Source organism: Gottfriedia sp. NPDC058432 (genome assembly GCF_042721555.1).
Lineage (GTDB): Bacteria > Bacillota > Bacilli > Bacillales > Bacillaceae_G > Gottfriedia.
Window position 1 is genome coordinate 330,657 of the sequence record NZ_JBHXLC010000001.1, and the last position, 26,746, is coordinate 357,402.

General features: G+C 33.9%; 22 protein-coding genes and 2 tRNA genes. 21 read left to right on the forward strand and 3 right to left on the reverse strand.

The window, feature by feature from the left end:
• The first annotated feature begins 1 nt into the window (after position 1).
• Positions 2 to 769 carry a TatD family hydrolase gene (locus ACFWM3_RS01710; RefSeq protein ID WP_390309865.1) on the forward strand — a complete coding sequence of 256 codons (768 nt, stop codon included), beginning with the start codon at positions 2 to 4 and terminating at the stop codon, positions 767 to 769.
• Positions 770 to 1,056: 287 nt separating this feature from the next.
• Here the strand turns inward: ACFWM3_RS01710 and ACFWM3_RS01715 are convergent, their stop codons facing one another.
• Positions 1,057 to 1,281, reverse strand: a complete 225-nt coding sequence (locus tag ACFWM3_RS01715; protein WP_056472461.1) for a helix-turn-helix domain-containing protein — start codon at positions 1,279 to 1,281, stop codon at positions 1,057 to 1,059.
• Between the two features lie 200 nt (positions 1,282 to 1,481).
• On the opposite strand from ACFWM3_RS01715, the gene ACFWM3_RS01720 reads away from it, so the two are divergent.
• From ACFWM3_RS01720 to ACFWM3_RS01745, 6 genes are all read left to right on the forward strand, one after another.
• Positions 1,482 to 2,525, forward strand: coding sequence for a GerMN domain-containing protein (locus tag ACFWM3_RS01720; protein ID WP_390309867.1), 1,044 nt, complete (start codon positions 1,482 to 1,484; stop codon positions 2,523 to 2,525).
• 185 nt (positions 2,526 to 2,710) lie between these two features.
• Positions 2,711 to 3,451 carry a ribonuclease PH gene (gene rph / locus ACFWM3_RS01725; RefSeq protein WP_056472467.1) on the forward strand — a complete coding sequence of 247 codons (741 nt, stop codon included), beginning with the start codon at positions 2,711 to 2,713 and terminating at the stop codon, positions 3,449 to 3,451.
• Positions 3,452 to 3,475: 24 nt separating this feature from the next.
• Entirely contained in the window at positions 3,476 to 4,096 is a 621-nt protein-coding gene (locus ACFWM3_RS01730; protein WP_056472469.1) for an XTP/dITP diphosphatase, read from the forward strand.
• Positions 4,096 to 4,599 carry a YfcE family phosphodiesterase gene (locus ACFWM3_RS01735; protein WP_390309870.1) on the forward strand — a complete coding sequence of 168 codons (504 nt, stop codon included), beginning with the start codon at positions 4,096 to 4,098 and terminating at the stop codon, positions 4,597 to 4,599. The genes ACFWM3_RS01730 and ACFWM3_RS01735 overlap by 1 nt, the downstream gene beginning before the upstream one ends.
• Positions 4,600 to 4,835: 236 nt before the next feature.
• Positions 4,836 to 4,909 (forward strand) — tRNA-Gly (locus ACFWM3_RS01740).
• Positions 4,910 to 4,912: 3 nt separating this feature from the next.
• Positions 4,913 to 4,986: transfer RNA gene (locus tag ACFWM3_RS01745), tRNA-Arg, on the forward strand.
• Positions 4,987 to 5,569: 583 nt separating this feature from the next.
• Here ACFWM3_RS01745 and ACFWM3_RS01750 read toward each other — a convergent pair.
• A complete protein-coding gene (locus ACFWM3_RS01750) occupies positions 5,570 to 7,792 on the reverse strand; it encodes an MMPL family transporter (RefSeq protein WP_390309871.1) in 2,223 nt (740 codons plus the stop codon).
• A 394-nt stretch (positions 7,793 to 8,186) separates the two neighbouring features.
• Between ACFWM3_RS01750 and ACFWM3_RS01755 the strand changes: the two genes are divergently transcribed.
• The 8 genes from ACFWM3_RS01755 to yihA all read left to right on the forward strand — a co-directional run bounded on the left by ACFWM3_RS01755 (position 8,187) and on the right by yihA (position 19,012).
• Positions 8,187 to 8,696, forward strand: a complete 510-nt coding sequence (locus tag ACFWM3_RS01755) for a TetR/AcrR family transcriptional regulator (RefSeq protein ID WP_390309975.1) — start codon at positions 8,187 to 8,189, stop codon at positions 8,694 to 8,696.
• 175 nt (positions 8,697 to 8,871) lie between these two features.
• Positions 8,872 to 9,429: a DUF4240 domain-containing protein gene (locus ACFWM3_RS01760; RefSeq protein WP_390309873.1), complete on the forward strand. Its 558-nt coding sequence runs from the start codon at positions 8,872 to 8,874 to the stop codon at positions 9,427 to 9,429.
• Positions 9,430 to 9,581: 152 nt separating this feature from the next.
• Positions 9,582 to 10,565: a hypothetical protein gene (locus ACFWM3_RS01765; protein ID WP_390309875.1), complete on the forward strand. Its 984-nt coding sequence runs from the start codon at positions 9,582 to 9,584 to the stop codon at positions 10,563 to 10,565.
• 426 nt (positions 10,566 to 10,991) lie between these two features.
• Positions 10,992 to 12,272 (forward strand): trigger factor, encoded by a 1,281-nt coding sequence (gene tig / locus ACFWM3_RS01770; RefSeq protein ID WP_390309877.1) that lies wholly within the window; start codon positions 10,992 to 10,994, stop codon positions 12,270 to 12,272.
• A gap of 353 nt (positions 12,273 to 12,625) precedes the next feature.
• Complete coding sequence (gene clpX / locus ACFWM3_RS01775; RefSeq protein WP_056472482.1) at positions 12,626 to 13,897, forward strand: ATP-dependent protease ATP-binding subunit ClpX; 1,272 nt, start codon at positions 12,626 to 12,628, stop codon at positions 13,895 to 13,897.
• 188 nt (positions 13,898 to 14,085) lie between these two features.
• Entirely contained in the window at positions 14,086 to 15,783 is a 1,698-nt protein-coding gene (lonB, locus tag ACFWM3_RS01780; protein WP_056472485.1) for an ATP-dependent protease LonB, read from the forward strand.
• 323 nt (positions 15,784 to 16,106) lie between these two features.
• Positions 16,107 to 18,431, forward strand: a complete 2,325-nt coding sequence (gene lon, locus ACFWM3_RS01785; protein WP_056472488.1) for an endopeptidase La — start codon at positions 16,107 to 16,109, stop codon at positions 18,429 to 18,431.
• A complete protein-coding gene (gene yihA, locus ACFWM3_RS01790; protein WP_056472491.1) occupies positions 18,428 to 19,012 on the forward strand; it encodes a ribosome biogenesis GTP-binding protein YihA/YsxC in 585 nt (194 codons plus the stop codon). The genes lon and yihA overlap by 4 nt, the downstream gene beginning before the upstream one ends.
• A gap of 380 nt (positions 19,013 to 19,392) precedes the next feature.
• On the opposite strand, the gene ACFWM3_RS01795 is transcribed toward yihA, so the two are convergent.
• On the reverse strand, positions 19,393 to 19,875 hold the full coding sequence (locus ACFWM3_RS01795) for a LiaF transmembrane domain-containing protein (protein WP_056472493.1): 483 nt from the start codon (positions 19,873 to 19,875) through the stop codon (positions 19,393 to 19,395).
• 218 nt (positions 19,876 to 20,093) lie between these two features.
• Here ACFWM3_RS01795 and hemA point away from each other — a divergent pair, with 218 nt between their 5' ends.
• Genes hemA through hemL form a run of 6 tightly spaced genes read left to right on the forward strand, consistent with a single transcriptional unit; the run spans position 20,094 to position 26,303 of the window.
• A complete protein-coding gene (gene hemA, locus ACFWM3_RS01800) occupies positions 20,094 to 21,446 on the forward strand; it encodes a glutamyl-tRNA reductase (RefSeq protein WP_390309881.1) in 1,353 nt (450 codons plus the stop codon).
• 10 nt (positions 21,447 to 21,456) lie between these two features.
• Positions 21,457 to 22,290: a cytochrome c biogenesis protein CcsA gene (gene ccsA, locus ACFWM3_RS01805; protein WP_056472500.1), complete on the forward strand. Its 834-nt coding sequence runs from the start codon at positions 21,457 to 21,459 to the stop codon at positions 22,288 to 22,290.
• 12 nt (positions 22,291 to 22,302) lie between these two features.
• The gene (gene hemC / locus ACFWM3_RS01810) at positions 22,303 to 23,235 is read left to right on the forward strand and encodes a hydroxymethylbilane synthase (RefSeq protein WP_056472503.1); all 933 of its coding nucleotides are present in this window, start codon (positions 22,303 to 22,305) and stop codon (positions 23,233 to 23,235) included.
• Positions 23,228 to 23,992 (forward strand): uroporphyrinogen-III synthase, encoded by a 765-nt coding sequence (locus ACFWM3_RS01815; protein ID WP_390309884.1) that lies wholly within the window; start codon positions 23,228 to 23,230, stop codon positions 23,990 to 23,992. Before hemC ends, ACFWM3_RS01815 begins: the two co-directional genes overlap by 8 nt.
• Before the next feature lie 31 nt (positions 23,993 to 24,023).
• Positions 24,024 to 25,010: a porphobilinogen synthase gene (gene hemB / locus ACFWM3_RS01820; RefSeq protein WP_390309886.1), complete on the forward strand. Its 987-nt coding sequence runs from the start codon at positions 24,024 to 24,026 to the stop codon at positions 25,008 to 25,010.
• A gap of 6 nt (positions 25,011 to 25,016) precedes the next feature.
• Positions 25,017 to 26,303, forward strand: a complete 1,287-nt coding sequence (hemL, locus tag ACFWM3_RS01825; RefSeq protein ID WP_390309888.1) for a glutamate-1-semialdehyde 2,1-aminomutase — start codon at positions 25,017 to 25,019, stop codon at positions 26,301 to 26,303.
• The last annotated feature ends 443 nt before the right edge of the window (positions 26,304 to 26,746 follow it).

A 26,746-nucleotide genomic window follows, 5' to 3' on the forward strand; every position in this document is an offset into this window, starting at 1 on the left:
GATGAAAATGATAGATGCTCATATTCATTTAGATTCTTATGATACTAGTCAAAGAGAAGAAATATTAACTAATATAGAAAGACACGAAATCGAGGCGATCATTTCGGTTTCGATGGATTTAAAATCTAGTAAGAAAAATTTAGAGTTAAAAAAACAAAATAATAGTGTATATCCAGCATTCGGATTTCATCCTGAACAACAAATTCCATCTGATGAAGAGGTTGATAAATTAATTGAATGGATTAAGATGCATCAGGATGAAATGGTCGCAATCGGAGAGGTTGGATTACCATATTATAAGAATTTGGAAGAACAGATTAATTACGTACCTTATATTAGGTTACTAGAAAAATTTATCTCACTTGCAAAAGAGTTAAATAAACCGATCATATTACATGCAGTGTATGAGGACGCCGAAACCGTATGTAATCTATTAGAAAAATATTTTATTCAAAAAGCTCATTTTCATTGGTTTAAAGGAGACGATCATTCAATTAAACGGATGATAAAAAATGAGTATTTTATCTCAATTACACCAGATGTATTATATGAAAATGAGATTCAAGATTTAGTAAAAAAGTATCCTTTAGAATTAATGATGGTAGAAACTGATGGTCCTTGGCCATTTGAAGGGCCTTTTGAGAATGAGTGGACACATCCTAAATTTATGCATCAATCGGTTGCAAAGATAGCTGAGTTAAAAGACATAGATTTATTAGTTGCATATAAAACTTTATATGAAAATACTAAGAAGTTTTATAGTATCTAAAATAAGAAGATCGTTTTCTAAATGGAAACGATTTTTTTATTTTAAATAGTTAAAAAGAGTTAAAATAAAATCCCCCTATAGTAGAGTTTCTATCCTAATATACGGATAGGCTTTTTTATCTACTATAAGTAGGATATAAAGTGAAAATTTCATTTCAGATAAACAGATTCTTACAAGCTAGAAAATAGAGAAAAATAAAACTTAAGTTTCAATGTAAATACCAAAACCGGCATGTCGATTAGAATGCCGGCAGTATGTTGGTTTGTAGAAGTGTTTCTACAAAATAACTACAGTTCAAGCTCTCCCATACGAAGAAGCTCAATAACTGCTTGTGATCGCCCCTTAACCCCAAGCTTCTGCATTGCATTTGAAATATGATTTCTCACAGTTTTTTCACTTATAAAAAGTTCTTCAGCAATTTCTCTTGTAGTCTTATCTTGAACAAGAAGCTCGAATACTTCTTTTTCACGCTTTGTGAGTGTGTGCTTTGTTTGATAGTCTCTATCCTTCAACTGTGCTAACCCTCCTTGCTTGACCGAGCTGTTCTTCGGATGGGTATTCATTTAGTCTTTTTATCATATGAACGATAGGTCTTTTAGGTGAATATTTCCAGTAAATTTAGAGCTAGATTTAAATTATTTATTTTTTTCTATTTAGCTTGTTCTAAAAAATGTACATGCTCGTATAAATAATAAAAAAGCGTGGGGGGAGTATGGTGATGAAAAAAAGATTGTTAGTAACAGCAGCAGCGGTATGTGGAATTGCAACAATGAGTGGATGTAGTTTACTTCCAACAAAATCTTCAACTGACATTGATCCACCTAAAACTGTAGTTTATAAAAGTGATCAACCTTCAAAAGAAGTAGCAAAGAAGGAAGAAACGGTAAAAAGGGAATTATATTTAATTGACCGTAACGGGTATGTTGTACCGCAAACTTTCCAATTACCTAAGTCTACTAGCTTGGCTAAACAAGCGTTAGAGTACTTAGTAAAAGATGGTCCTGTTACAGATGAATTACCAAATGGTTTCCAAGCAGTTTTACCTCCGAATACAGAAGTTTTAGGTGTTCAAACTCAAAAGGATGGTACGATTATTGCTGATTTTTCACCAGAATTTAAGCAATACCGTGCTGAAGATGAATTAAAAGTGTTTCAAGCTGTTACTTGGACTTTAACTCAATTTGATAATGTGACAAAGGTGAAAATTCGAGTAAACGGAAAAGAGCTTGCATCAATGCCAGTAAATAAGGCTCAGATTGGTGATGGGTTAACAAGAGATGATGGAATTAACTTTGATAAGGGTGACATTGTAGATATTATGAACTCAAGACCAGTTACGTTATATTATGTTTCTCAAGGGGAAATGGGAGACACTTATTATGTACCTGTAACGGCAAGGATTTCTAATGCTGAAACGGATGCATATTCAGCAATCGTAAATGAACTTGTAAAAGGTCCATCCGAATATTCAAATTTAGTTTCCGATTTTGGAACTGATACGAAACTTGTTAGTCAACCTGTTTTCAAAGGCGGTAAGTTAGTACTTAATTTTAACGATGGTATCTATGGAAATATAGCAAAAAATATGATCAATAATGATGTATTACAGCCACTTGTTCTTTCTTTAACAGAGCAAAAAGGAGTTAAGTCTATTGAAATTCAAATCAATGGTAAATTAACTGCGCTAGACCAACAAGGTAAGCCTTTAAGCCAACCTGTTTCTAGGCCTAAGGATGTAAATACGAAAAAGTTGTAAGCTGGTAGTTAGGAAAAAATCATAATTGCCTTTTAAAAAATGTTAAAATATCAACCTTGTACAAAAATTATGATGATTTTTGTACAAGGTTTTTAATTTTATCTTTAAATTACACTTAATAAGTAGAAATGAAATCATATTTTTGTCTATACTAGTATTTGGAAGATTTTGTAGGAGGAACGAACATGACAAGAACAGATGGAAGATTAAATAATGAACTTAGACCAATAGAGATTATTACTCACTATACAAAACATGCAGAAGGTTCTGTACTTATAAGTATTGGTGATACGAAGGTAATTTGTAATGCAACAGTTGAAGACCGTGTACCACCATTTTTGAGAAATAGCGGAAAAGGTTGGATTTCAGCAGAATATTCTATGTTACCTAGGGCTACTCAAGAGCGTACAATTCGTGAATCATCTAAAGGGAAAGTAACTGGTCGAACAATGGAAATTCAACGATTAATTGGAAGAGCTTTAAGAGCAGTTGTTGATTTAGAGGCACTTGGTGAAAAGACAATTTGGATCGACTGTGATGTAATTCAAGCAGATGGAGGAACAAGAACTACTTCAATTACTGGTGCATTTGTTGCTATGATGCTAGCTTTTGATAAATTAATTAAAATGGATAAATTAAAATCGTATCCGGTAAAAGATTATTTAGCAGCAACTTCAGTTGGTATTTTAGATGAGCTTGGACCAGTACTAGATTTATATTATGTAGAAGATTCGGCTGCAAGTGTTGATATGAATATTATTATGACTGGAAAAGGGCAGTTTGTTGAACTTCAAGGGACTGGTGAAGAAGCAACATTTTCAAGAGAAGAATTAAATGAATTATTATCTTTAGGTGAATTAGGAATTAAATCTCTAATTGAAAAACAAAAAGAAGTGTTATTACAAGAAGGTATTAAATTTCAATAATTATTTCGAGGAGAGACTTTCAGGATGGAAACAATCATTATTGCGACTAATAATCAAGGCAAAGTGAAGGATTTTGAAGCGCTTTTTAACCCGATGGGATTTCAAATTAAATCTTTAAAAGACTTTCCTGAAATTCAAGAAGTTGAAGAAACAGGAACTACATTTGAAGAAAATGCGATTTTAAAAGCTGAGTATTTAGCAAGAGAGCTAAATACGCCTGTAATTGCAGATGACTCTGGATTAATAGTGGATGCACTTGATGGTAGACCAGGCGTTTATTCTGCTCGATATGCTGGATTACATAAAAGTGACGAAGATAATTTACAAAAAGTATTAAATGAATTAGAAGGCGTTTTTCCTGGCAAAAGAACTGCGCGATTTTATTGTGCTTTAGCTTTAGCAGTTCCTGGTAAAAAAACAATCACTGTTTATGGTACAGTTGAAGGGTATATTGCCAATGAAAAAAGAGGAACAAACGGATTTGGCTACGATCCAATATTCTTTTTGCCAGAATTAGATAAAACCATGGCTGAATTAACAACAGATGAAAAAGGTGGCTTAAGTCATCGTGCAAATGCAATTAAATCATTAATGAATGTTATAAATAAAGAAGATAAAGACTTGTTATTTAGAGGATCAAATTAATGAAAGTACTAATTGCAAGTGATAGCCATGGATTGACGAAACCATTGCAAGAAATCGCCGACCGATATCGTGACAGTGTAGATTTAATGATACACTGTGGAGATTCGGAATTAGAAGTAAATGCTAAGGAACTAAAGGATTATAATGTTGTAAGAGGAAATTGTGATTTCAGAGGAGAATTCCCTCAAGAATTTATTCACCGTGGGAATGAATATACAATCTATGCAACACATGGTCATTTACATGGAATAAAACAGTCATTACAAAAGCTGTATTATCGTTGTAAAGAGGTTGGAGCAACAATTGCTTGTTTCGGTCACTCACATGTATTAGGAGCCGAGGTAATTGATGGTGTGCTTTTTATAAACCCTGGCAGCATTTTATTACCGAGAATGCGTAAAGAAAAGACTTATGCTATTCTTGAAACAATTGGTAAGAAAGCTAATGTTACTTTTTATAATACAGATGGAACGGAGCTTATAACTACTTCATTTGAATTATAATGAATAAAGGGAGGTTAGTAGCTTAACATGCTACTAACCTTATCTAAAAACAAAAAATTTCTAAGTACTAAAAGCCGAAAAACCCTAATAAACTAAGGTAATTATATAACTTATAAATTTTTTCCTTTATTTTGGAAAAAAAGTTTTAAAATAGTGTTGACTTTAATTTGCATAGTGACTATAATAAATATTGTCGACAGGGTGATGTCGCAAAGAAATAAAAAAACAAAACATATGCGGGTGTAGTTTAATGGTAAAATAGAAGCCTTCCAAGCTTCGGTCGTGGGTTCGATTCCCATCACCCGCTCCATATGTCCTGGTAGCTCAGCAGGATAGAGCAACGGCCTTCTAAGCCGTCGGTCGGGGGTTCGAATCCCTCCCAGGACGTCCAAAAGACACTTGTTTTACGAAATGTAAAATAAGTGTCTTTTTTTTGTCTACATACCAAATGAATCGCTATATATCATCCTTCTAGGACCCCGAATGAAACGGTCAGTGCATCGATCAAAACCGGAAACGACTCGAAATTAGGCATAAGCTAGAAGGTTATTTTTGTTATGACGAAAAAGAAAAGTATTTTATAAATTTCAGATGATTTAAGCGGTTTGTTCTCGGAAAATCTTACCCCACGTACAACGGTCGATTTAGACCGAATGACTATCAAACAGGCACTCACAACGATTACTCGCCAATTGGAGATCAGCGGAAACCGATCACGATTGAACTAACAATTGAGTAGAGGTGAAGTTAATGCTGTATGAGTTTGTTTTAACAATGCTTCTTACTTTGGCAATAGTTACAACCATTATATTTGAAGTAACTAGACTTTTAACAAACAAGACAAAGAGAGAGAAAACAGTGTACGGAGTTCTTCACAAACTATACTAATTGCATTTTTTCTTACCTGGGTTCCATAGATGTACTCAAATAGATGAAGGAGGACTTATACCTTCTCTTAAAAAAACCGCTCCTATTTTATAGGAAGCGGGTTCTGTTTATATATCTTTTCACTTTTGTTGTCCATGCGTTGTATAATGCTTTCTCCTTCAACATCAATGTTAGGCAAAATTTTATCTAGCCATTTTGGCAAGTACCAGGCTGACTTACCCATAAGAGTCATAACCGCAGGTACGATTGTCATTCTCACAATGAATGCGTCAAAGAAAACACCGAACGTAAGAGACATGCCTATGGATTTAATGATAGTATCAGGTGCTAACATGAATCCAATAAATACAGACATCATAATTAATCCTGCTGCGACTACGACTCTCCCGCTCTCCCGCATTCCTTCTAAAATAGCTCTCTTTGGATCGCCAGTATGCGTATATACTTCCCGCATCTTGCTCACTAGGAACACCTCATAGTCCATTGCGAGTCCGAAAAGGATCCCAATGAGAATGACAGGCAAGAAGGCTAAGATCGGACCGGCAGCCGGGAAACCAAATATATTTTGGAAATGCCCATCCTGCACGAAAAATACCACGGCTCCCAATGTAGCATCAAGAGAAAGTAGAAACCCTAAAACTGCTTTTAATGGAATGAGCAGAGACCTAAACACAAGAACTAAAAGTATATATGCAAGTCCCACAATGAGGGCAGCGAAAACCGGCAAGGCGTCACTCAGCTTTTGTGAAATATCAATATTCATCGCTGCTGAGCCCGTTACCATTAGTTCAATTCCATTTTCTTTCTCTGTCTGGTTCGATTTGTCCCGGATTGCTTTTACCAAATCCTTCGTCTTTGTATCGTCTGGTCCTGTTTTTGGTGTGACGGAAATCATATAAATCTTTCCAGAAGGCCCAGGGATAGCTGGTGTCACACTTTTTACATCAGATAGTGTACCCAATTCTTTTGAAATGGTGTTCAAAGCATTTTGAGTTTCAGTTGTTGCTTGCTCTGATTTTGCCACTACCACTAAAGAGGCATGAAATCCTTCACCATAAGCTTCCGTCAATAAATCATATGCTCTTCTTTCTGTCGTTGCTGTGGATTTTGTTGTTCCATCCGAAGGCAGTCCAAGGTTCATATGGAAAAATGGAATCGTAATTACTGCAAGTAGTCCGATTGCGAAAATTGTAACAATAAGAGGACGCTTTGTGACAAATTCCCCCCATTTATTTGAACCAACATGTTTCTTACCTGCCCCACTAATCTTTTGTAAGAATCGATTTTGTTTAGATGGGGCAATTTTATCGCCGACAAGTCCCAATATGGCTGGTAATATAACGACGGAAACCAACACAGCTACGAGCACAGTAAAGGCCGCGGATACGCCCATCGTTGACAGGAATGGAATCTTTGTAACAGACAGTCCTAAAAGACCAATAATAACTGTTAATCCTGCAAAGATTACTGCACCTCCTGCTGTTCCCGTTGCGATAGCAACAGATTCTGGAACAGAATCTCCTTTTGCAAGCTGTTGTCTAAAGCGATTGATAATGAAGAGCGCATAGTCAATGCCCACTGCAAGTCCCAGCATGGCTGCTAAAGATAAGGAAACAGATTGGATTTCCACATAATTTGTCCCGAGCATGATTCCTAGCATTCCAATCGCTAATCCGATTATCGCAGTGAGAATCGACAGTCCAGCTGCTAGGAAAGACACAAAAGTAAAAGCCAAGACTATGAAGGCAACAAGTACTCCGACAATTTCAGTCATACCTGAAGTCTCTGAGTCAGAAAGTTGGATATCGCCTCCTGATAATTCCGTTTGAATGCCGGCATCCCTTGTTGTTTCAATACTATTTAAAATCTTATCCTTAGAAGCTTTTGTGACCTTTTCCGCTTTCACTTTGTACGTTACAACTGCATATCCGATTTTCCTATCTTTACTGAGGTTTTGCAACTGCATCGGTGCTGCCACAGAATCAACAGCTGAATCTTTTTTAATCTCATCTATAACTTTTGCAATTTTCTGTTGTACTTCCGCTGACTCCAAGGTTTCGTTTTTGGGTGCTTTAAACACCACTTTTACTTGGGCACCTGCTGGTTGCATCGCTTTAAACTCTTTTTCAATTACTTTTCCTGCTTTATCTGCCGGTGTATTCGGAATCCTCAGCTCACCCATGAAGGAGGAACCCATGTTGACTGCAAAAAGCACTAATGTAATAAGAATTGCGAGTGCGCTGAAAACAACCTTTTTCCTATGATTTACTGACCAATGTCCTAACTTATACAGATATTTTGCCAATTGAATCTCACCCTATTCTTATTGATAATTTGTCTTGTTCTTACGTTGTAATCTAGAAACGCATATACACCAAATCATAGATTATTCATATTAAAAAATTAAAAATGTATATTATAACTTGTATCTGAATATCTCTCCCTTTTAATAGCTTGTAGAATGGCGGCAAATCGCCAGTAGGAAACAAAGAAAATGGTACACATTGACAGCCATGATGTCCTTTTATACAATGACATTATCATTACACTAACAATTGTACTTACACGTGTAAGTATAGCAGTGAATTTTCATCTTTCAAGCACTATGTGATGATTTACACTTAAAACGAACAGAATGAGGGGATGTGTTAGCTTTGAGGAATTCAAGAGAAGATAGTGTACACTCTCAGAGATACATTATGGAGGCATTGAGCGCACTGTTGCATGAACATAAACTGCAAGATATAACCGTAACAGCTATTTGCAAAAAGGCTGGAGTTGCCAGAGTCACATTCTATAAATACTACCGCAACGTTTACGACGTTGTGCAAGCATCTGTGGATGAAATTGTTCAACAATTCTTGAAAGAGGTTGATAGTTTGGATCCGTATGATAGTATGCAGCTAATTATTGAATATATCATAGAGGGCTTTGTGTCTGCATATAAGCCGTCAGAAAACTTAATTGATGCAAATATATCAAGTATGCTGCTTGATTATTTGAATTATGCAATGGAAAAGGTCTTTCAAGCAGATATTACGCGCAATCATGACATGAGCAGAATGCAAATCCTATTTTTAGCAGGCGGTATCTTTAATATTGTTACCGATTGGATTAAAAGAGGGGCAAGGGAATCTCCCAAGGCACTTGCTGCAAAAATATACGAGATTCTTCCATATGGGACAACAGATACAAGGAATTTGGGGTAAGTGTTTTTTTGTGTTTTTAAATACTTTTAATTTAAGAACCTTAGAAATAAAATGATGAATTACGTTTACTATATAAATTAGTAAGGATTCCTTTCAATTATTAGAAATCTTAGATCATCATAAAATTTATACTAGATATGTTATTCTAGTATAAAAAAAGAGTGGAGTGATATAAATGAACGAAAAAGAATTTTGGAGTTTAATATCCAAAATGCATATTGTTGAAGAACCATATGAATGGGTAATAAATCATTTAGCTAAACAATCAGAGGAAGAGATAGCTAGTTTTGAAATTCAATTTGAAACTTTTTTTTCGAAAGCGTATACCACAAATCTTTTAGGAGCTGCATGGATCATCATGGATGGCTGTTCTGAGGATTCATTTGCACATTTTAGAGCGTGGTTAATCGGTCAAGGAGAACAAGTTTACAAGAAAACGTTAAATGACCCGGATTATTTAGCTGAATACATCTTTCCTATTTATGAAGAAGAGGGACTTACGCCAGAATTAGAAGATATGTTAGATCTAGCTTTACAAGCATATACAATCAAGCGTAAAGGCGATGATGATTGGGATGATCAATTGTGGAATGAGTTCAATTCACTAATTGAAAGCAAAGGCTATGATTATCCTGAACAACAATTAACGATCGATTGGAAGTCGAAAAACGAATTAAAAGCTAAGTTTCCAAAGTTATGGAAAAGATTTGGCAATAAACCATTAGGATACTAAAAAATAGCTAAATGCAGTAGTTGGAATAAATGGTAACTTAAAAACTGATTCATCCATATGCGTATCTTTAATATTTTAAATAATTTTAATTCATGATACACTTTTTCATAACTAGTTTGTGCAGGAAATAACAAATGTTAGGGGAGAGTAACATGGAAGACAATATTGTCTTTTTTCCTAAACTGAAGGATCGGATCATAAATTTAGGTAAAAAAGCATTAGAAGAAAAAAATTATAGTAAAGCTTTAATGTTATGTAATCAATTAAAAGAAATGAATGAGCATAATTCACAAACAGAACTTGCTGCAGTCGCGTGTCTTTTAGAAGGGAATCAGGCTAGGGAAGCTAAGGAGAGATGTGAGGATTTAGTTTTCGGGCCATTTGAGAGTGATGAAGCAATTGAAGTATACATAAGCATTTTATTCCAATTAAAAGAATATGAAGAATTACAAAAAAATATAAAAAGACTACTCACTCAAAAACGGATTGATGAAAATCAAATGGATAAGTTTCAGGCGATGCTCTCATTATCAAAGAAAGTAATTTCAGATCGTGAAGGCATTAAGGGTGAAGTTCTTAATTTACATATGATAGTTGAAAACTCTGAGCCCATTGATAAACAGCTCGAATTAATTAATGAATTAAGGGGATTGGATTGTAACCTTGTTATCGACCAAATTAGCGAAATATTAAAAAGCCCCAGAGCAAATCCGTTAATTCAAAGTTTTATTTTGTTTATTTTACAAGAACAATCAATCGATAAAGATTTTGAACTTAACAAAGTAAACCAAAGAATGGTTTGGAATACATCGGTTTCAGTCGAAGAACATAAAACATTTGTAGATGCTATATTAAAAAAATTAAGTGACGTATTAGAAAGTGAAGACCCTTCTGCTTTCGAAATCGCAAAAACACACTTCCAGCACTTTATTACAATTTACTTCCCTTTTATCCCAATACCAGCGGATATCAATACATGGGCAGCTTGTTTCTATTGCATCGTTCAACAATTTTTTGATCGTAGCGTAGATGAAGAGGAACTAAAAGACTTATTTAATGTAGAATATTTTCCTGTAAAAAGTGCAATTGCTTTAGTAAAACGCTTTGAAGATGAAGGATACTTTAACATAAAATAACATAGTTGGAAAAACATAGATGGTCCATTCGGTCTTCTATGTTTTTTAAGTTAAAAAAGGAATGGAAAATAAGTACTATAAAGGAAGTTTGGTTGATATGAATTCTAGGTCTTCTTCCTACGGGCGATGTAAGAAGACCTAGAATTCATAAGAGCAAACTTGACTAGAAGGATTAGGTCGCGGCCTACTATAAAAGTAATCTAAAAATAAAAATGATTTACTTCCTAAATTAAAAAATCCTAATATTTTCTCCTTATAAAAATAGGAAATATTGAAACAAAAAAGGAATGTGTTATAATAGAATGGTTGTAACGACTATTTACTTAATTATACATGCATTTTCTTTATTAAATATGGACAGGCATGTATAGTACGAAAATACGTAAACACATATATTTTTTTAGATAATTTTGGAGGGAACTAACAATGACTGCTAAATGGGAAAAATTAGAAGCTAACGTTGGTCTATTAACTGTAGAAGTTGAAGCTTCTGAAGTAGATAAAGGTTTAGATGCAGCTTTCAAAAAAGTTGTAAAAACTATCAATGTACCGGGATTCCGTAAAGGTAAATTACCTCGCCCAATTTTCGAACAAAAATTTGGTATTGAAGCACTTTATAATGATGCTTTAGATGTAATTTTACCAGAAGCTTACGGCAAAGCTGTTGAAGAGGTTGGTATTGAGCCAGTTGACCGTCCAGAAGTTGACGTTGAGCAAATGGAAAAAGGTAAAACTTTAATCTTCAAAGCAAAAGTTACTGTAAAACCTGAAGTAAAATTAGGCGAATACAAAGGCTTAGAAGTTGAAGAAATGGATGCAACTGTAACTGACGAAGACGTACAAGCTGAATTAACTACATTACAAGAGCGTCAAGCTGAGTTAGTAGTTAAAGAAGATGGTACTGTTGAAAACGGAAATACAGCTGTAATTGATTTCGAAGGTTTCGTTGATGGCGTAGCTTTCGAAGGTGGAAAAGGTGAAAACTATCCACTAGAAATCGGTTCAGGTTCTTTCATTCCTGGATTTGAAGAAGCTTTAATCGGCACTAAATCTGGTGTAGAAACTGATGTTAATGTAACATTCCCAGAAGAATACCACAGTGCTGAATTAGCAGGAAAAGCTGCTACTTTCAAAGTGACTGTTCATGAAATTAAAGCGAAAGAACTTCCTGAGTTAAACGACGAGTTTGCTAAAGACGTAAATGACGAAGTAGAAACTTTAGAAGATCTTAAAGCTAAAATCAAAAATGATTTAGTTGAATCTAAAAAATCTCAAGCTGAAGGTAGCTTACGTGATGCTTTAGTTCAAAAAGCAGCTGAAAATGCTGAAATCGAAATCCCAGACGTAATGTTCGAAAGCCAAGTTGACCGTATGGTTAAAGACTTTGAACAACGTATTGCACAACAAGGATTAAACTTAGAACTTTACTACCAATTCACTGGTACTAAAGAAGAAGATCTTCGTGCTCAAATGCGTCAAGATGCTGAAGCTCGTGTAAGAATCGACTTAACAATCGATGCAATCATTGAAGCTGAAAAAATCGATGCAACTGAAGAAGAAATGAATGAAGAATTAGCTCGTTTAACTGCAATGTATAACATTCCTTCTGAGCAATTAGTAACTATGCTTGGTGGAACTGACGCTGTACGTGATGATATTCAAATCCGTAAAGCTGTTGAGTTATTAGTTGATAGCAGAAAAAAATAAGCGTTAAATAAACAAATATTGACTTAAACAAGGCGCGAGATTTTTCGTGCCTTGTTTTTAAATAATGAAATATTTGGTAAAGAGAACTGTTTCCTTTAAAATACACATATACATATGTTAGAATCTGTTATACAGATTTTAAAAAATTATTGTGGCTATACTAAAAATAATTCTTCAAAAGAAGGATTATTAGCTTTAGATTAGAATATATATATTCTAAAAATTTAAACAATTTTAGAGTAGTATTTAATTGCTTTGTTTGTTTTGTATGCTATCATATAGCTACAAGATACATATTTTTGGGATTACATACATATTGAGTGTTTTTAGAAATTTTTAGAGGGAGTGAACATATGTTCAAATTTAACGAAGAAAAAGGACAGCTAAAATGTTCGTTCTGTGGGAAGTCACAGTCTCAGGTAAGAAAATTAGTTGCAGGACCTGGTGTATATATTTGTGACGAGTGTATTGAGCTTTGTACTGAAATTGTTCAAGAAGAGCTAGCAAAAGAAGAGGAAGTAGAGTTTAAAGACGTTCCGAAACCGAAAGAAATTTGCGAAATTCTTGATGAATACGTTATCGGTCAGGATAATGCGAAAAAAGCTTTATCTGTTGCTGTTTATAATCATTACAAACGTATTAATTCAAATAGCAAAATTGATGAGGTTGAGTTATCAAAAAGTAATATTGCAATGATTGGGCCAACTGGTAGTGGTAAAACATTATTAGCTCAAACTTTAGCACGAATTTTAAATGTACCATTTGCGATTGCGGATGCAACTTCATTAACAGAAGCTGGATATGTTGGGGAAGATGTTGAAAACATTCTTTTAAAATTAATCCAAGCAGCTGATTATGATGTAGAACGCGCTGAAAAAGGTATTATTTATATCGATGAAATTGATAAAGTTGCACGTAAGTCTGAAAACCCTTCAATTACACGTGATGTGTCTGGTGAAGGTGTTCAGCAAGCGCTTTTAAAAATTCTTGAAGGAACTGTTGCAAGCGTACCTCCTCAAGGTGGTCGTAAGCATCCTCATCAAGAATTCATTCAAATTGATACGACAAATATTTTATTTATTTGTGGTGGAGCATTTGATGGCATCGAACAAATTATCAAACGCCGTTTAGGTAAAAAGGTAATTGGTTTCAGTGGTGATTCTGAAAAGAGCGATTTAAGCTCAAAAGAAATTTTAAACCACGTATTACCAGAAGACCTATTACGCTTTGGTTTAATTCCAGAGTTCATTGGTCGTTTACCAGTTTTAGCTAATTTAGAGCAACTTGATGAAGCATCATTAGTTGAAATTTTAACTAAACCAAAAAATGCTTTAATTAAGCAATATCAAAAATTACTAGAGCTTGACCAAGTTGATCTTGAGTTTGAGGATAACGCATTAACTGAAATTGCTAAAAAAGCAATTGAGCGTAAAACTGGAGCTCGTGGACTACGTTCGATCATTGAAGGGATTATGTTAGATATTATGTTTGAATTACCTTCACGTGAGGATATTCAAAAATGTATTATCTCAGCAGAAACTGTAAAAACTGGTGCAGCTCCTAAGCTTGTATTAGAAGATGGAACAGAATTAGATTTAAAGAAAAAAGAAAATAAATTAGCATAAGTAAAAAACCAAATGCATTTGCATTTGGTTTTTTATTTTGACTTTATTTAAGTGAGTTTTTTTAATCTTTCTTAAATGATTAAAAACTTTACTCGGTAAACCTTGCCTTTAATTTTAAAAATTTGGTTTATCCTTCCATTTAGAGGGCGATACTAAAATTAATTTCTACTTCAGTGGAGGGGTAAATAATGAGTTTAACAACTATTATATTATTAGCTCAATTAGCATTAGGTACAATCGTTGCATTGTATTTTATTCATTTATTAAAAGGTCAACGAACAACTAAAGTTTCGATTGACAGAGAATCAAAAAAAGAAATGGAGCAGTTACGTAAATTAAAGTCAATCTCTTTAACTGTTCCGTTAGCAGAGAGAGTTAGACCAACTACTTTTGATGATATAGTTGGCCAAGAGGATGGAATAAAAGCGTTAAAAGCTTCACTTTGCAGTGCTAATCCTCAACATGTGATCATTTATGGGCCACCTGGTGTCGGAAAAACGGCAGCAGCTAGACTTGTATTAGAAGAAGCGAAAAAGAGCCCGAATACTCCTTTTAAACAAGATGCAGTATTTATAGAATTAGACGCTACAACTGCTCGATTTGATGAAAGAGGGATTGCGGACCCTTTAATTGGTTCAGTTCACGATCCAATTTATCAAGGTGCAGGGGCGATGGGGCAAGCAGGCGTTCCTCAACCTAAAAAAGGAGCAGTAACCGACGCGCATGGCGGGATTTTATTTATTGATGAAATTGGCGAGCTTCATCCAATTCAAATGAACAAAATGCTTAAGGTACTTGAAGACCGAAAAGTAAAATTTGAGAGTGCATACTACCAAGAAGAAAATCCTTCTATACCCGCACATATTCATGAAATTTTCAAACACGGTTTACCAGCGGATTTCAGGTTAGTTGGTGCAACAACAAGATCACCAGAAGATATCCCACCAGCAATTCGTTCACGTTGTTTAGAAATATTTTTTAGAGAATTAGAACAGGATGAAATTCAAGCAGTAGCTAAACGTTCTGCTGAAAAAATTGAATTAAGCCTCTCGGAAAAAGCTTTAGAATTAGTCGGTACATATGCAAAAAATGGTCGTGAAGCGATTAACTTAATTCAGTTAGCTGGCGGAATGGTTTTAACTTCTGGTCGAAAAGAATTAATAGAAGATGATATTGGTTGGGTTGTTTCTGTAAGTCGTTTATCACCAAGACTTGTTAACAAAATTCCAGAAGCACCAACTGTAGGATTAGTAAACGGTTTAGCTGTTTATGGTGCAAATATTGGTGCATTGCTACCGATTGAAGTAAGTGCAATGAAGGCAAAAGAAATCGGTAAAGGTTCAATTACAATTACTGGAATTGTTGAAGAAGAAAGCTTAGGTAATCAAGCTAAATCTATTCGAAGAAAAAGTATGGCAAAAGGCTCTTTAGAAAATGTTACGACAATCTTACGTAAAATTGGTGTACCAATCGATGATTTTACGATTCACATTAATTTTCCAAGTGGCGCATTAATTGACGGCCCATCTGCAGGGATTGCCATGGTAGTAGGCATTTTTTCAGCGGTTAATAATGTTCCAGTATTAAATACAATCGCTTTGACTGGCGAAATGAGCATTCAAGGTGATGTAAAACCAGTTGGTGGTGTTCCAGAAAAAGTAAAGGCAGCTGTTAAAGCAGGAGCAACTAAAATTATTGTACCGAAAGAAAACGATCAAGCTACATTACATCAATATAAAGATGTAGAAATATTAGCAGTAGATCGCATTGAAAAAGTTCTTCATGAAGTCTTTAAAGATAATTGGAAATTTGAAGTACCAACTCAAACAAAAACTGATTTCCAACAATTAACATTGTTTGAAGAGAATCAATCGCAATCTATGTAGATAAAAATAAGTGTTCGAATCATTTCATTTTGAATAAATAAAGAATACAAACTATTTTTGCATTCTATTTTTCAATGAAGTGATCGAACACTTTTTATTTTGTGGAAATACATTCTATATGATTTAATCTTATTACGAGTCTTACTGCGTATTTTTAGTAAAAATCAAGATTATCGCTAAAAACATTTATTTATGGTATGTTTCTAGGCAGTTGTTGATTGATTATATTGCTTCTTTATTTCTTTTAATGCATATCATTGTAAATGATATATATGTTAAGGTAAAATAACTAAATAGAATGAAAAACATGGAGGTGTAACGTGATGAATGTTACAAAAGAAAAAGTTGTACCCCTCCTACCTTTAAGAGGAATTAGTGTATTTCCTGCCACTATTGCACATCTAGATGTAGGAAGAACGAAATCGATAAAAGCTATACAAGAAGCTGATGAGTTAGATCATTTAATTTTTGTTGTTACTCAAATAGATGCAGATACTGAAAATCCAAAGATCGATGAATTATACCAATTTGGAACTTTAGCTAAATTAACACAAAAAATTACACTTCCAAATGGTACTGTTCGTATTACTGTCGAAGGATTACACAGAGGAAAAATCAAATCAATTATTGATCAAAATGATTTCTTAACTGCAAAGGTAGAAGAATATCCAGATGTAGAAGATGAATCTAAAGAGCTTCGTGCTTTAATGAGAACTTTATTGCAGCATTTTAAACAATACAGTAAATTATCAAAGCGAATTTTGCCAGAGACAATTGCATCAATTGTTAAGCAAGACCATCCAGGTAAACTTGCAGATGCAATGATCGATTCAATTCCATTAAGGGAAGAAGAAAAACAAAAAATATTAGCAACAATTGATGTTACTGAACGAATACATATTATCTTAAATTTCCTTCAAGATGAAAAAGAATTACTAAAGCTTGAGGAAAAGATTGGTCTACAAGTTAAGAAAAATATTGATAAAACTCAAAAAGAATATTTCTTAAGAGAGCAATTAAAGGTTATTCAACGCGAATTAGGTGATCGTGAAGGTAAAACTGAAGAAGTTGATAAGTTTTTAACAAAAATCGAAGAGGCAAATATGCCTGAAGAAACAAAGGAAGTAGTACTAAAAGAGTTAGCTAGATATGAGAAACTACCTCCTAATGCTGCAGAAGCAGGTGTAGTTCGTACATATTTAGATTGGATGGTAGCTCTACCATGGTCTAAGCAAACAGAAGACACACTGGATATACATCGTTCTGAAAAGATACTGAATAATGAACATGAAGGTCTTGAAAAAGTAAAAGAAAGAATATTAGAATATCTAGCTGTTCAACAACTTACGAATTCATTACGTGGTCCAATTTTATGTTTAGCAGGTCCTCCTGGAGTTGGTAAAACATCTTTAGCGAAATCAATCGCAAACGCTCTGTCTAGAAACTTTGTACGTGTATCTCTAGGTGGTGTAAGAGATGAATCAGAAATAAGAGGTCATAGAAGAACATACATCGGAGCTATGCCAGGTCGAATTATCCAAGGGATGAAGAAAGCAGGAACAAATAACCCTGTATTCTTACTTGATGAAATTGATAAAATGTCGAGCGATTTTAGAGGGGATCCGGCATCAGCAATGTTAGAAGTATTGGACCCTGAACAAAATCATACATTTAGTGATCATTACATCGAAGAGCCATTTGATTTATCTCAAGTTTTATTTGTAGCAACTGCAAATGATTTATCAACTATTCCAGGTCCATTACGTGATCGAATGGAGATAATTACTTTATCTGGATATACTGAACTTGAAAAAGTTAATATAGCTAAAAAACATTTATTCCCTAAAAAATTAGCAGAGCATGGCTTAAATAAATCTACTGTACAAATTCGCGAAAGTGCCCTGAGTGCAATTATTCGTCATTATACACGTGAAGCTGGAGTAAGATCGTTAGAGCGAGTTCTTGCGACACTATGTAGAAAAGCTGCTAAGTTGATTGTTTCAAACGAAAGACAAAAAATAATATTTACCGATAAAAACATTGAAGAATTTTTAGGTAAGAAAACATTCTCTTATGGTCAAATGGAAAGCGAAGACCAAATTGGTGTAGCGACAGGTTTAGCGTATACTGCATTTGGTGGAGACACACTTTCTATAGAAGTATCACTATATCCTGGAAAGGGTAAGCTAACTTTAACTGGTAAGCTAGGGGATGTAATGAAGGAGTCAGCACAGGCTGCGTTTAGCTATATTCGCTCAAAAGCAGAAGAGCTGAATATTGACCAAAACTTCCATGAGAAATATGATATTCATATTCATGTTCCTGAAGGTGCAGTTCCAAAAGATGGCCCTTCAGCAGGTATAACGATGGCAACAGCATTGATTTCAGCATTAACAAATAAACCAATCCGCAAAGAGGTTGGAATGACTGGTGAAATCACATTACGTGGTCGCGTATTACCAATAGGTGGATTAAAAGAAAAAATGCTTAGTGCGCATCGAGCAGGCTTAACGACTGTTATCATACCAAAAGAAAATGAAAAAGATTTAGAAGATGTACCACCAATGGTGAAAGAAGGTTTAACTGTTATACCTGTTTCCCATTTAGATGAAGTGCTTGTGCATGCAATAGTAGGAGTGAAAAAATGAAAGTAACAACAGCGGATATTGTCATTAGTGCAGTCCGACCAAATCAATATCCAGAAACACAGTTTCCTGAAATCGCTTTGGCAGGTCGTTCAAATGTTGGGAAATCTTCATTTATAAATAAAATGTTAAATCGTAAGGCATTAGCCCGAACATCATCAAAACCTGGAAAAACTCAAACATTAAATTTCTTCCTAATTAATGAACAGCTTTTCTACGTTGACGTACCAGGTTATGGTTATGCTAAAGTTTCCAAAAAGGAACGAGAAGCATGGGGGAAAATGATCGAAACATATATTACAACTCGTGAGCAATTAAGAGCTGTTATTTTATTAGTTGATCTACGTCATTCACCAACAGAAGATGATGTCATGATGTATGATTTCTTAAAGCATTACGGAATCCCAGTCATTATAGTAGGAACAAAAGCAGATAAAATCCCTAAAGGAAAATGGGATAAACATGCAAAAGTGGTTCGTGAAAAGTTAAAGATTGAAGAAGGCGATGAATTAATTTTATTCTCATCTGAAACTGGTATGGGTAAAGAAAAAGCATGGTCAGTAATTGATCGTATGTGTAAATAAAAAATGCTGGTGGCTAAAAGGCCACCAGCATTTTTTTGTGTCCAGGTCTCGAGCAACCTGTTAGTATTTTTAGTTTAAAATAATCCTTAATAAAAGCTTTTTTAGTTATCTTTTTTAATAAAATTTTCCTAGCAATAAATTAACAATTAGTAGAATTCAATTTACATTCCCTTAGCTTTGGAATATTTAATTGTTCATTTAAATTTGGAAAGGTTTCTAGTTCTAAAATATGTATAGTTATTGAACCAAAAGAAACAATTAGAATAGATAGAATTATAATTGAAGCATAATTAAATGATACAAATTTTTTCCAAAGTACAAGGAAGTATACAAAGATATTCCTCTTTTTAAAACGGCTAGTTATGTATAAAAAAGAATGTTTATTTTTTAGAAAATAGAAGATATAAACCGACAACAGCAATTAATATTGGCCAATATTGCTGGAAATAAGAGACTTGTGATTGAAGCGAACTAAGCATTGTTGCAAGCTTTTCATTAAAAAGGAAAAATAGAGACATAATAAATAATAGTAAACCTGGTAATAGCTCACCTTTTCCATTTCGAGATTGTAGCAACATTCCGATTGAAATGATGAGTGTAAGAACCGACCAATGGTTTGGCCAAGTTTGAAAATGTTCGATGGCATAAAAATGAATGCCAAATCCAAGGACGACTATTCCTGGAAATACATAATGGTATTCTCTTCCTTTAAAAGCTTGAACGAGAAGTGCAATTCCAGTAATCAAGATCGGAGTCGTCCAAAATGTAAAAATGTGTAAAGCTGGGACTTGCCATTTTGAAATAAGATAATAAATGCCAAAGCCAATTAATAGGATTCCAATAAATAATCGATTTTTTTTCATAACAACTCCTGTTTAACATTATTTGTAATCACTTTTATTTTAAAATTATTGTATAATAAAATTTGTGAACATTTAATAGTATAAATCGGATTAAAAATTCTACAAAATATTACATTTATGATAGCATATTGATGTAGAACATAGATATGATATTTTGATAAGTAAAGATAGATATAAAAACACAAGTTTGTACAAAGTTTTTAGGGGGGCTTTAGGGCATGCACATCATAACAATAGGGATTAATTATAAGACTGCCCCAGTTGAAGTGCGAGAAAGGGTAGCATTTGCTCCAAATGAACTACAGGACGCAATGAACTCATTAAAAAATGAAAAAAGCATTTTGGAAAACATTATTGTTTCTACTTGTAATCGTACGGAGATTTATGCAGTTGTCGATCAAATTCATACTGGTCAATATTATATGAAACGCTTTTTATTACAACGTTTTGGCTTAAAAGACGAGGAATTATCACCATATTTAATCATTAAAACCGGAGATGATGCAATCAACCATTTATTCACTGTAACAAGTGGTTTAGATTCAATGGTAATTGGTGAGACTCAAATTCTTGGACAAGTAAAAGATAGTTATTTACTTGCTCAAGAGAATAATGTAATTGGTACGATTTTTAATCAATTATTTAAGCAAGCAATTACATTTGCAAAAAAAGTTCACTCAGAAACTGGAATCGGTGAAAATGCTGTATCTGTAAGTTATGCTGCTGTAGAGCTTTCAAAAAAGATTTTTAGCAATTTAAAAGGCTGCAATGTACTGATTGTTGGAGCTGGGAAAATGAGTAACTTAGCTTTACAAAACTTGTATTCTCAAGGTGTAGGGAAAGTTACAGTTATTAACAGAACTGTTGAAAATGCAGTTAGACTTGCAGACCAATTTAATGGAATCGGAAAAGGGTTAGAATCACTTGAAAATGCTCTAAAAGAAGCAGATATAGTTATTAGTTCAACTGGATCAAAAGAATACGTGATTACGGAAAAAATGATTCGTCGAATTGAAAAATCAAGAAAAGGTAACCCGCTATTCTTAGTCGATATCGCTGTTCCAAGAGATATTGAACCATCAATTCATCATATTGATAGTGCATTCTTGTATGATATTGATGATCTTCAAGGAATTGTTGCAGAGAATTTAGCAGAACGTGAACGCGAGGGAGTAAAAATTAAAAAGTCAATAACTGAAGAAATTGATATTTTCCAATCTTGGTTATCAATGTTAGGTGTTGTTCCAGTAATCTCTGCATTACGTGAAAAGGCGTTAGATATTCAAGCAGATACAATGAGTAGTCTAGAGAGAAAGCTACCTCATTTATCCGAAAGAGATTTAAAAATTATTCAAAAGCACACAAAAAGTATCGTAAATCAACTTTTACGAGATCCAATTATGAAAGCTAAAGAAATGGGTACATCTAAACACTCAGAAGCACAAATTGCCCTTTTTAAAGAAATTTTTAGTCTAGATGAAATTTTCCAAGAATCTAAAGATGAAAAACACATGCAAACTAACAAAGAAAAAGAGACTATTTCTTTAAAACAAAATTTAGGTTTTTTATGAGGTTTAGCTAGTGGCGCTTTTGGAAAGTAGTTTTATCTATCATTTATTAATCTTATTGTTTGCATGGAGTATCGTTTTTTCTTTTATAGATTTTATAGATTCAAATAGGATGGCAAGTCGAGTAGCATTTTATTTGCTAGCGATTGTTTGGGTGTTTTCTTCTGTTTTAATGATTTACACTATTAGCCAATACAGTTTATACTCCTTTATTACTTCCAGGGAAGGGCTATATATTTATGTATGGATCATAATATCACTTTCAATGGTTATTAATTGGGTAGTAAAACTAGAGTACTTAGTTTTCTTTACAAATGTTGTTTCATTTTTAGTATTTTCATTATCAATTTTAATTCCGAAGGCGGGTAAAACAGCTACTTTAGTCGATCAGTTAAAATCGGAGTTATTATATATCCATATTGGACTTGCTTTCTTAGCATACGGTGCTTTTACCCTGTCCTTTATTTTTTCAGTTATGTACATTTTTCAATATGTATTACTAAAAAAGAAGAAATGGTCAACACATTTAAAGAAATTGGGGAGTTTAGGTAAGTTGGAAAAAATGTTTATTACATTTAACTTATTTGGAGTTCCACTAATGCTAACTTCCCTTATTTTAGGTGTTATTTGGGCGAGTATTCGAGTACACACATTTGTTTGGTATGATATGAAAGTAATAGGCTCATTTTTCGTTTTAATCATGTATAGTACATTTATGTATTTAAAGGTAAGCAACCGTTTCTATGGCAAATCTCTTTGCATATTTAACATCTGTTGCTTCTTAGTTTTGTTCGGAAATTATGTTGTTTCAAATCTATATTCAAAGTTTCATTTATGGAGTACGTAAGGAGATGTAACAATGCGTAAAATAATAGTTGGTACAAGAAGAAGTAAACTAGCATTAACACAAACTAAATGGTTTGTAGAGAAACTAAAAGAAGTAGCACCCGATTATGAATTTGAGTTAAAGGAGATCGTTACAAAAGGTGATGTAATACTTGATGTAACGCTTTCAAAGGTTGGAGGAAAAGGTTTATTCGTTAAAGAAATTGAACATGCAATGCTAACGAGTGAAATTGATTTAGCTGTACATAGTATGAAGGATATGCCGGCTATTTTACCTGAAGGTTTGATGATTGGATGTACTCCAAAACGTGTTGATCCTAGAGATGCGCTACTTTCAAATAGTGGAAAAGGTTTAATGGAACTTGAAGAAGGAGCAATTGTCGGTACAAGTAGTTTAAGAAGAAGTGCTCAAATTAAAGCAGTTCGTCCAGATCTACAAATCAAATGGATTCGTGGAAATATCGATACACGTATTCAAAAGCTAAAGGATAATGAATATGATGCGATTATTCTTGCAGCAGCTGGTTTAACTAGAATGGGTTGGGCTGAAGAAAGTATAACTGAATACATTGATGAAACAATCTGTGTACCAGCAGTAGGCCAAGGTTCACTTGCAATCGAATGTCGTGAAAATGATACAGAAATCCGTGAATTACTAAATAGACTGAATGATGAATTAACATATACAACAGTAGAAGCTGAACGTGTATTTCTTCATAAAATGGAAGGTGGTTGCCAAGTTCCTATTGCTGGATTTGCAACGATCGATGAAAAAGATGAAATCTCGCTAACAGCATTAGTAGCTAAACCAGATGGAACAATTATCTTAAAAGAAACTGTTAAAGGTACTGATCCTACTGAAATTGGTGAAAAAGCTGCAAATCTATTAATTGAACGTGGAGCAAAGGATATTATTGATTCTGTAAAAGAGGCAGCGGATGAATAATTCCTTAAATGGAATGAAAATATTAGTGACAAGGGCAGAGCACCAAGCTGATGAATTCAATCAATTAATTCATCAGTTTGGTGGTTGTCCTATTAATCTTCCACTTCAAAAAATAGTTAAAAGTGATATTTCAATGAATGAATTGGAAAAATTAGTACTTGATACAGAATGGATTTTATTCACAAGTGTTAATTCAGTAAATTACTTTGTACAAAACGTTACAAAGGATCTTAAACAAAAAATTCTTCAAAAAAAAATTGGTGCTGTCGGGGAAAAAACAAAGAATCGATTAATTGAAGAAGGATTTGAAGTAGCTTTCCTTCCAAGTCAATTTACTGGTAAAACATTTGCTTCTGAGTTAAGTTACATAGTAGAAAAAGGAACAAAATTTTTATTTTTACGTGGCTCTTTAGCGAGTGATAACGTACCAAAAATACTAGGAGAAAATGGTCATGTAGTTAATTTATTAACCGTTTATGAAACCATTGCAAATCTAGGGATTAAAAATGAACTGTTAAATTTATTAATAAATAAAAAACTTGATGTGATTACATTTTTGAATCCATTTAGTGTAGAACAGTTTTGTTTTTTGATTGGAAATGCATTTAGTATGGAAGATTTAAAGAACATTCAAATTGCTTGTATCGGCGAAGTAACCGCGCAAAAAGCTAGAGAAAAAGGTTTGAATAATATTATTGTTCCTAGTAAATTTACAACAGAGGCTTTAATTAAAAAAATAGTAGATGATATTGATTAATCAGTTCGTCTTTAAAAAGAAGGAGAAAAAAATGACTTATTCTATTCCGTTTGATCGTCACCGTCGTTTAAGAAGCACACAAGCATTACGCTCTATGGTTAGAGAGACACATTTACATAAAGAAGATTTTATTTATCCTCTTTTTGTTGTCGAAGGACAAGGGGTTAAAAATCCTATTAGTTCAATGCCAGGTGTATTTCAATTTTCGTTAGATGAATTAAAAAAAGAAATGGATGAAATTGTATCATTAGGTATAAAATCTGTCATATTCTTTGGTATTCCTGATGTTAAAGACGCAGTAGGTTCAGAAGCTTATTGTGCAACTGGAATTGTTCAACGTGCGATTTCACAAACAAAAGAACAATATCCTGAAATGATTGTTATTGCAGATACATGTTTATGTGAGTATACAGATCATGGACATTGTGGAGTTTTAGAAGATGGGTATGTTAATAATGATGAATCGTTAATACTATTAGCAAAAACAGCTGTAAGCCAAGCACAAGCTGGCGCAGATATTATTGCTCCTTCAAATATGATGGATGGATTCGTAGCAACAATTCGTCATGCATTAGATGAAGCTGGATTTGATAATATTCCAATTATGTCATATGCGGTAAAATATGCTTCAGCATTTTATGGACCATTCCGTGAGGCAGCTCAAAGTGCTCCAGGACAAGGTGATCGTAAAGCATATCAAATGGACCCTGCCAATCGTTTAGAAGCATTCCGTGAAGCAGAATCAGATACAGTTGAAGGTGCAGATTTCTTAATCATTAAACCAGCTCTTTCATATTTAGATATTATTCGTGATATCAGAAATAACTATCACCAACCAATCGTTGCTTATAATGTTAGTGGAGAATATGCAATGGTAAAAGCTGCTACTATAAATGGTTGGATTGAAGAAGAAAAGGTTGTAATGGAAAAATTAATTAGTATGAAACGTGCTGGTGCAGATATGATTATGACTTATCATGCTAAAGATGCTTGCAGATGGTTATCAGAAGGGAAGTAATAATAAATGAGATCATATAACAAGTCAATTGAAGCGTTTGAAGAGGCTAAACAAGTACTTCCTGGTGGAGTAAATAGTCCTGTACGTGCATTTAAAAGTGTTAATATGTCACCAATTTTTATGAGCCATGGAAAAGGTTCTAAAATATATGATATTGACGGAAATGAGTATATTGATTATGTACTATCATGGGGACCACTAATTTTAGGTCACTCAAATGAGCGTGTAGTTGAAGGCTTAAAGCGAACAGCAGAAACTGGAACTAGCTTTGGGGCACCAACATTAAAAGAAACAGAATTAGCTAAGCTTGTGATCGAGAGAGTACCTTCGATAGAAGTTGTTCGAATGGTAAACTCAGGAACAGAAGCGACAATGAGTGCTTTACGTCTTGCTCGCGGATTTACTGGTCGAAATAAAATTTTAAAATTTGAAGGCTGCTACCACGGACATGGTGACTCTTTATTAATTAAAGCTGGTTCTGGTGTTGCTACACTTGGATTACCAGATAGCCCTGGTGTACCTGAAGGTGTTGCATCTAATACAATCACTGTTCCTTATAATGATTTAGAAAGTATAAGATATGCTTTTGAACAATATGGAGATGACCTAGCAGCGGTTATTGTTGAGCCGGTTGCAGGTAATATGGGTGTTGTTCCACCAGTTGAAGGTTTCTTACAAGGCTTAAGAGAAATTACGACTCAATATGGTACATTATTGATATTTGATGAAGTTATGACTGGCTTCCGTGTAGGTTATAATTGTGCTCAAGGTCATTTTGGTGTAACACCTGATATCACTTGCTTAGGAAAAGTAATCGGTGGAGGATTACCAGTAGGTGCATATGGTGGTAAAGCTGAAATTATGAATCAAATTGCTCCAAGTGGCCCGATTTATCAAGCTGGAACTCTTTCAGGAAATCCTTTAGCGATGACGGCTGGTTTCGAAACATTAAGTCAGCTATCTAAAGAAGATTATGTAGAATTTAACCGTAAAGCTGATCTACTAGAAGCAGGTTATAAAGCTGCAGCTGAAAAATACAATATTCCACATTGTATTAATCGTGCAGGTTCAATGGTTGGATTCTTCTTCACAAACGAAAAAGTTGAAAATTACGAAACAGCAAAAACTTCTAATTTAGAAATGTTTGCTAAATACTATCAACTAATGGCTGAACAAGGTGTCTTCTTACCACCATCACAATTTGAAGGTCTATTCCTATCAACTTCACATACAGACGAAGATATTCAAAGAACGATTGCAGCTGCTGAATACGCATTTTCGCAATTAGTTTAATTTAAAGTGGTGTCCTCTTTTAGAGGCACCATTTTTTGTTATAGCAAAATAGAGTTAGTAAAGTTTTAGTAGAATGATTGTAGAGAAAAATAGAGAAGTTCAAGCCGCCAATAGATGTAGAGAATCGCAAATAAGATGACGATCTGTGCAAAAATAGATAAGGAGAAGTTGCAAATAAGATGACAACCTATGCAAAAAATTGAAGTGAATCTACAAAGAAAAGTAAACTGCAAATAAAATCCTCAAATCGCAAATAAAATCAGAGCATCACTAATATGATTAGCAAAACTGCAATAAAATCTCGAAGAAAAATCTATAAATATAATCCATTATAGTAATTGCGAATAAAAAGCATCCTATGGTTACCCGTATTAGTATTTAGTAATTAATTTTAATGACTTATATTGCCCATTTTTCTCTTTAGTTTTTCTGATACTATTCGT

Bases quoted from the DNA above. Each gene is read 5' to 3' on its own strand.
- ACFWM3_RS01710 (WP_390309865.1), top strand. From the start codon at position 2: ATGAAAATGATAGATGCTCATATTCATTTAGATTCTTATGATACTAGT.
- ACFWM3_RS01720 (WP_390309867.1), top strand. From the start codon at position 1,482: ATGGTGATGAAAAAAAGATTGTTAGTAACAGCAGCAGCGGTATGTGGA.
- rph (WP_056472467.1), top strand. From the start codon at position 2,711: ATGACAAGAACAGATGGAAGATTAAATAATGAACTTAGACCAATAGAG.
- ACFWM3_RS01730 (WP_056472469.1), top strand. From the start codon at position 3,476: ATGGAAACAATCATTATTGCGACTAATAATCAAGGCAAAGTGAAGGAT.
- ACFWM3_RS01735 (WP_390309870.1), top strand. From the start codon at position 4,096: ATGAAAGTACTAATTGCAAGTGATAGCCATGGATTGACGAAACCATTG.
- ACFWM3_RS01755 (WP_390309975.1), top strand. From the start codon at position 8,187: ATGGAGGCATTGAGCGCACTGTTGCATGAACATAAACTGCAAGATATA.
- ACFWM3_RS01760 (WP_390309873.1), top strand. From the start codon at position 8,872: ATGAACGAAAAAGAATTTTGGAGTTTAATATCCAAAATGCATATTGTT.
- ACFWM3_RS01765 (WP_390309875.1), top strand. From the start codon at position 9,582: ATGGAAGACAATATTGTCTTTTTTCCTAAACTGAAGGATCGGATCATA.
- tig (WP_390309877.1), top strand. From the start codon at position 10,992: ATGACTGCTAAATGGGAAAAATTAGAAGCTAACGTTGGTCTATTAACT.
- clpX (WP_056472482.1), top strand. From the start codon at position 12,626: ATGTTCAAATTTAACGAAGAAAAAGGACAGCTAAAATGTTCGTTCTGT.
- lonB (WP_056472485.1), top strand. From the start codon at position 14,086: ATGAGTTTAACAACTATTATATTATTAGCTCAATTAGCATTAGGTACA.
- lon (WP_056472488.1), top strand. From the start codon at position 16,107: ATGAATGTTACAAAAGAAAAAGTTGTACCCCTCCTACCTTTAAGAGGA.
- yihA (WP_056472491.1), top strand. From the start codon at position 18,428: ATGAAAGTAACAACAGCGGATATTGTCATTAGTGCAGTCCGACCAAAT.
- ACFWM3_RS01795 (WP_056472493.1), bottom strand. From the start codon at position 19,875: ATGAAAAAAAATCGATTATTTATTGGAATCCTATTAATTGGCTTTGGC.
- hemA (WP_390309881.1), top strand. From the start codon at position 20,094: ATGCACATCATAACAATAGGGATTAATTATAAGACTGCCCCAGTTGAA.
- hemC (WP_056472503.1), top strand. From the start codon at position 22,303: ATGCGTAAAATAATAGTTGGTACAAGAAGAAGTAAACTAGCATTAACA.
- ACFWM3_RS01815 (WP_390309884.1), top strand. From the start codon at position 23,228: ATGAATAATTCCTTAAATGGAATGAAAATATTAGTGACAAGGGCAGAG.
- hemB (WP_390309886.1), top strand. From the start codon at position 24,024: ATGACTTATTCTATTCCGTTTGATCGTCACCGTCGTTTAAGAAGCACA.
- hemL (WP_390309888.1), top strand. From the start codon at position 25,017: ATGAGATCATATAACAAGTCAATTGAAGCGTTTGAAGAGGCTAAACAA.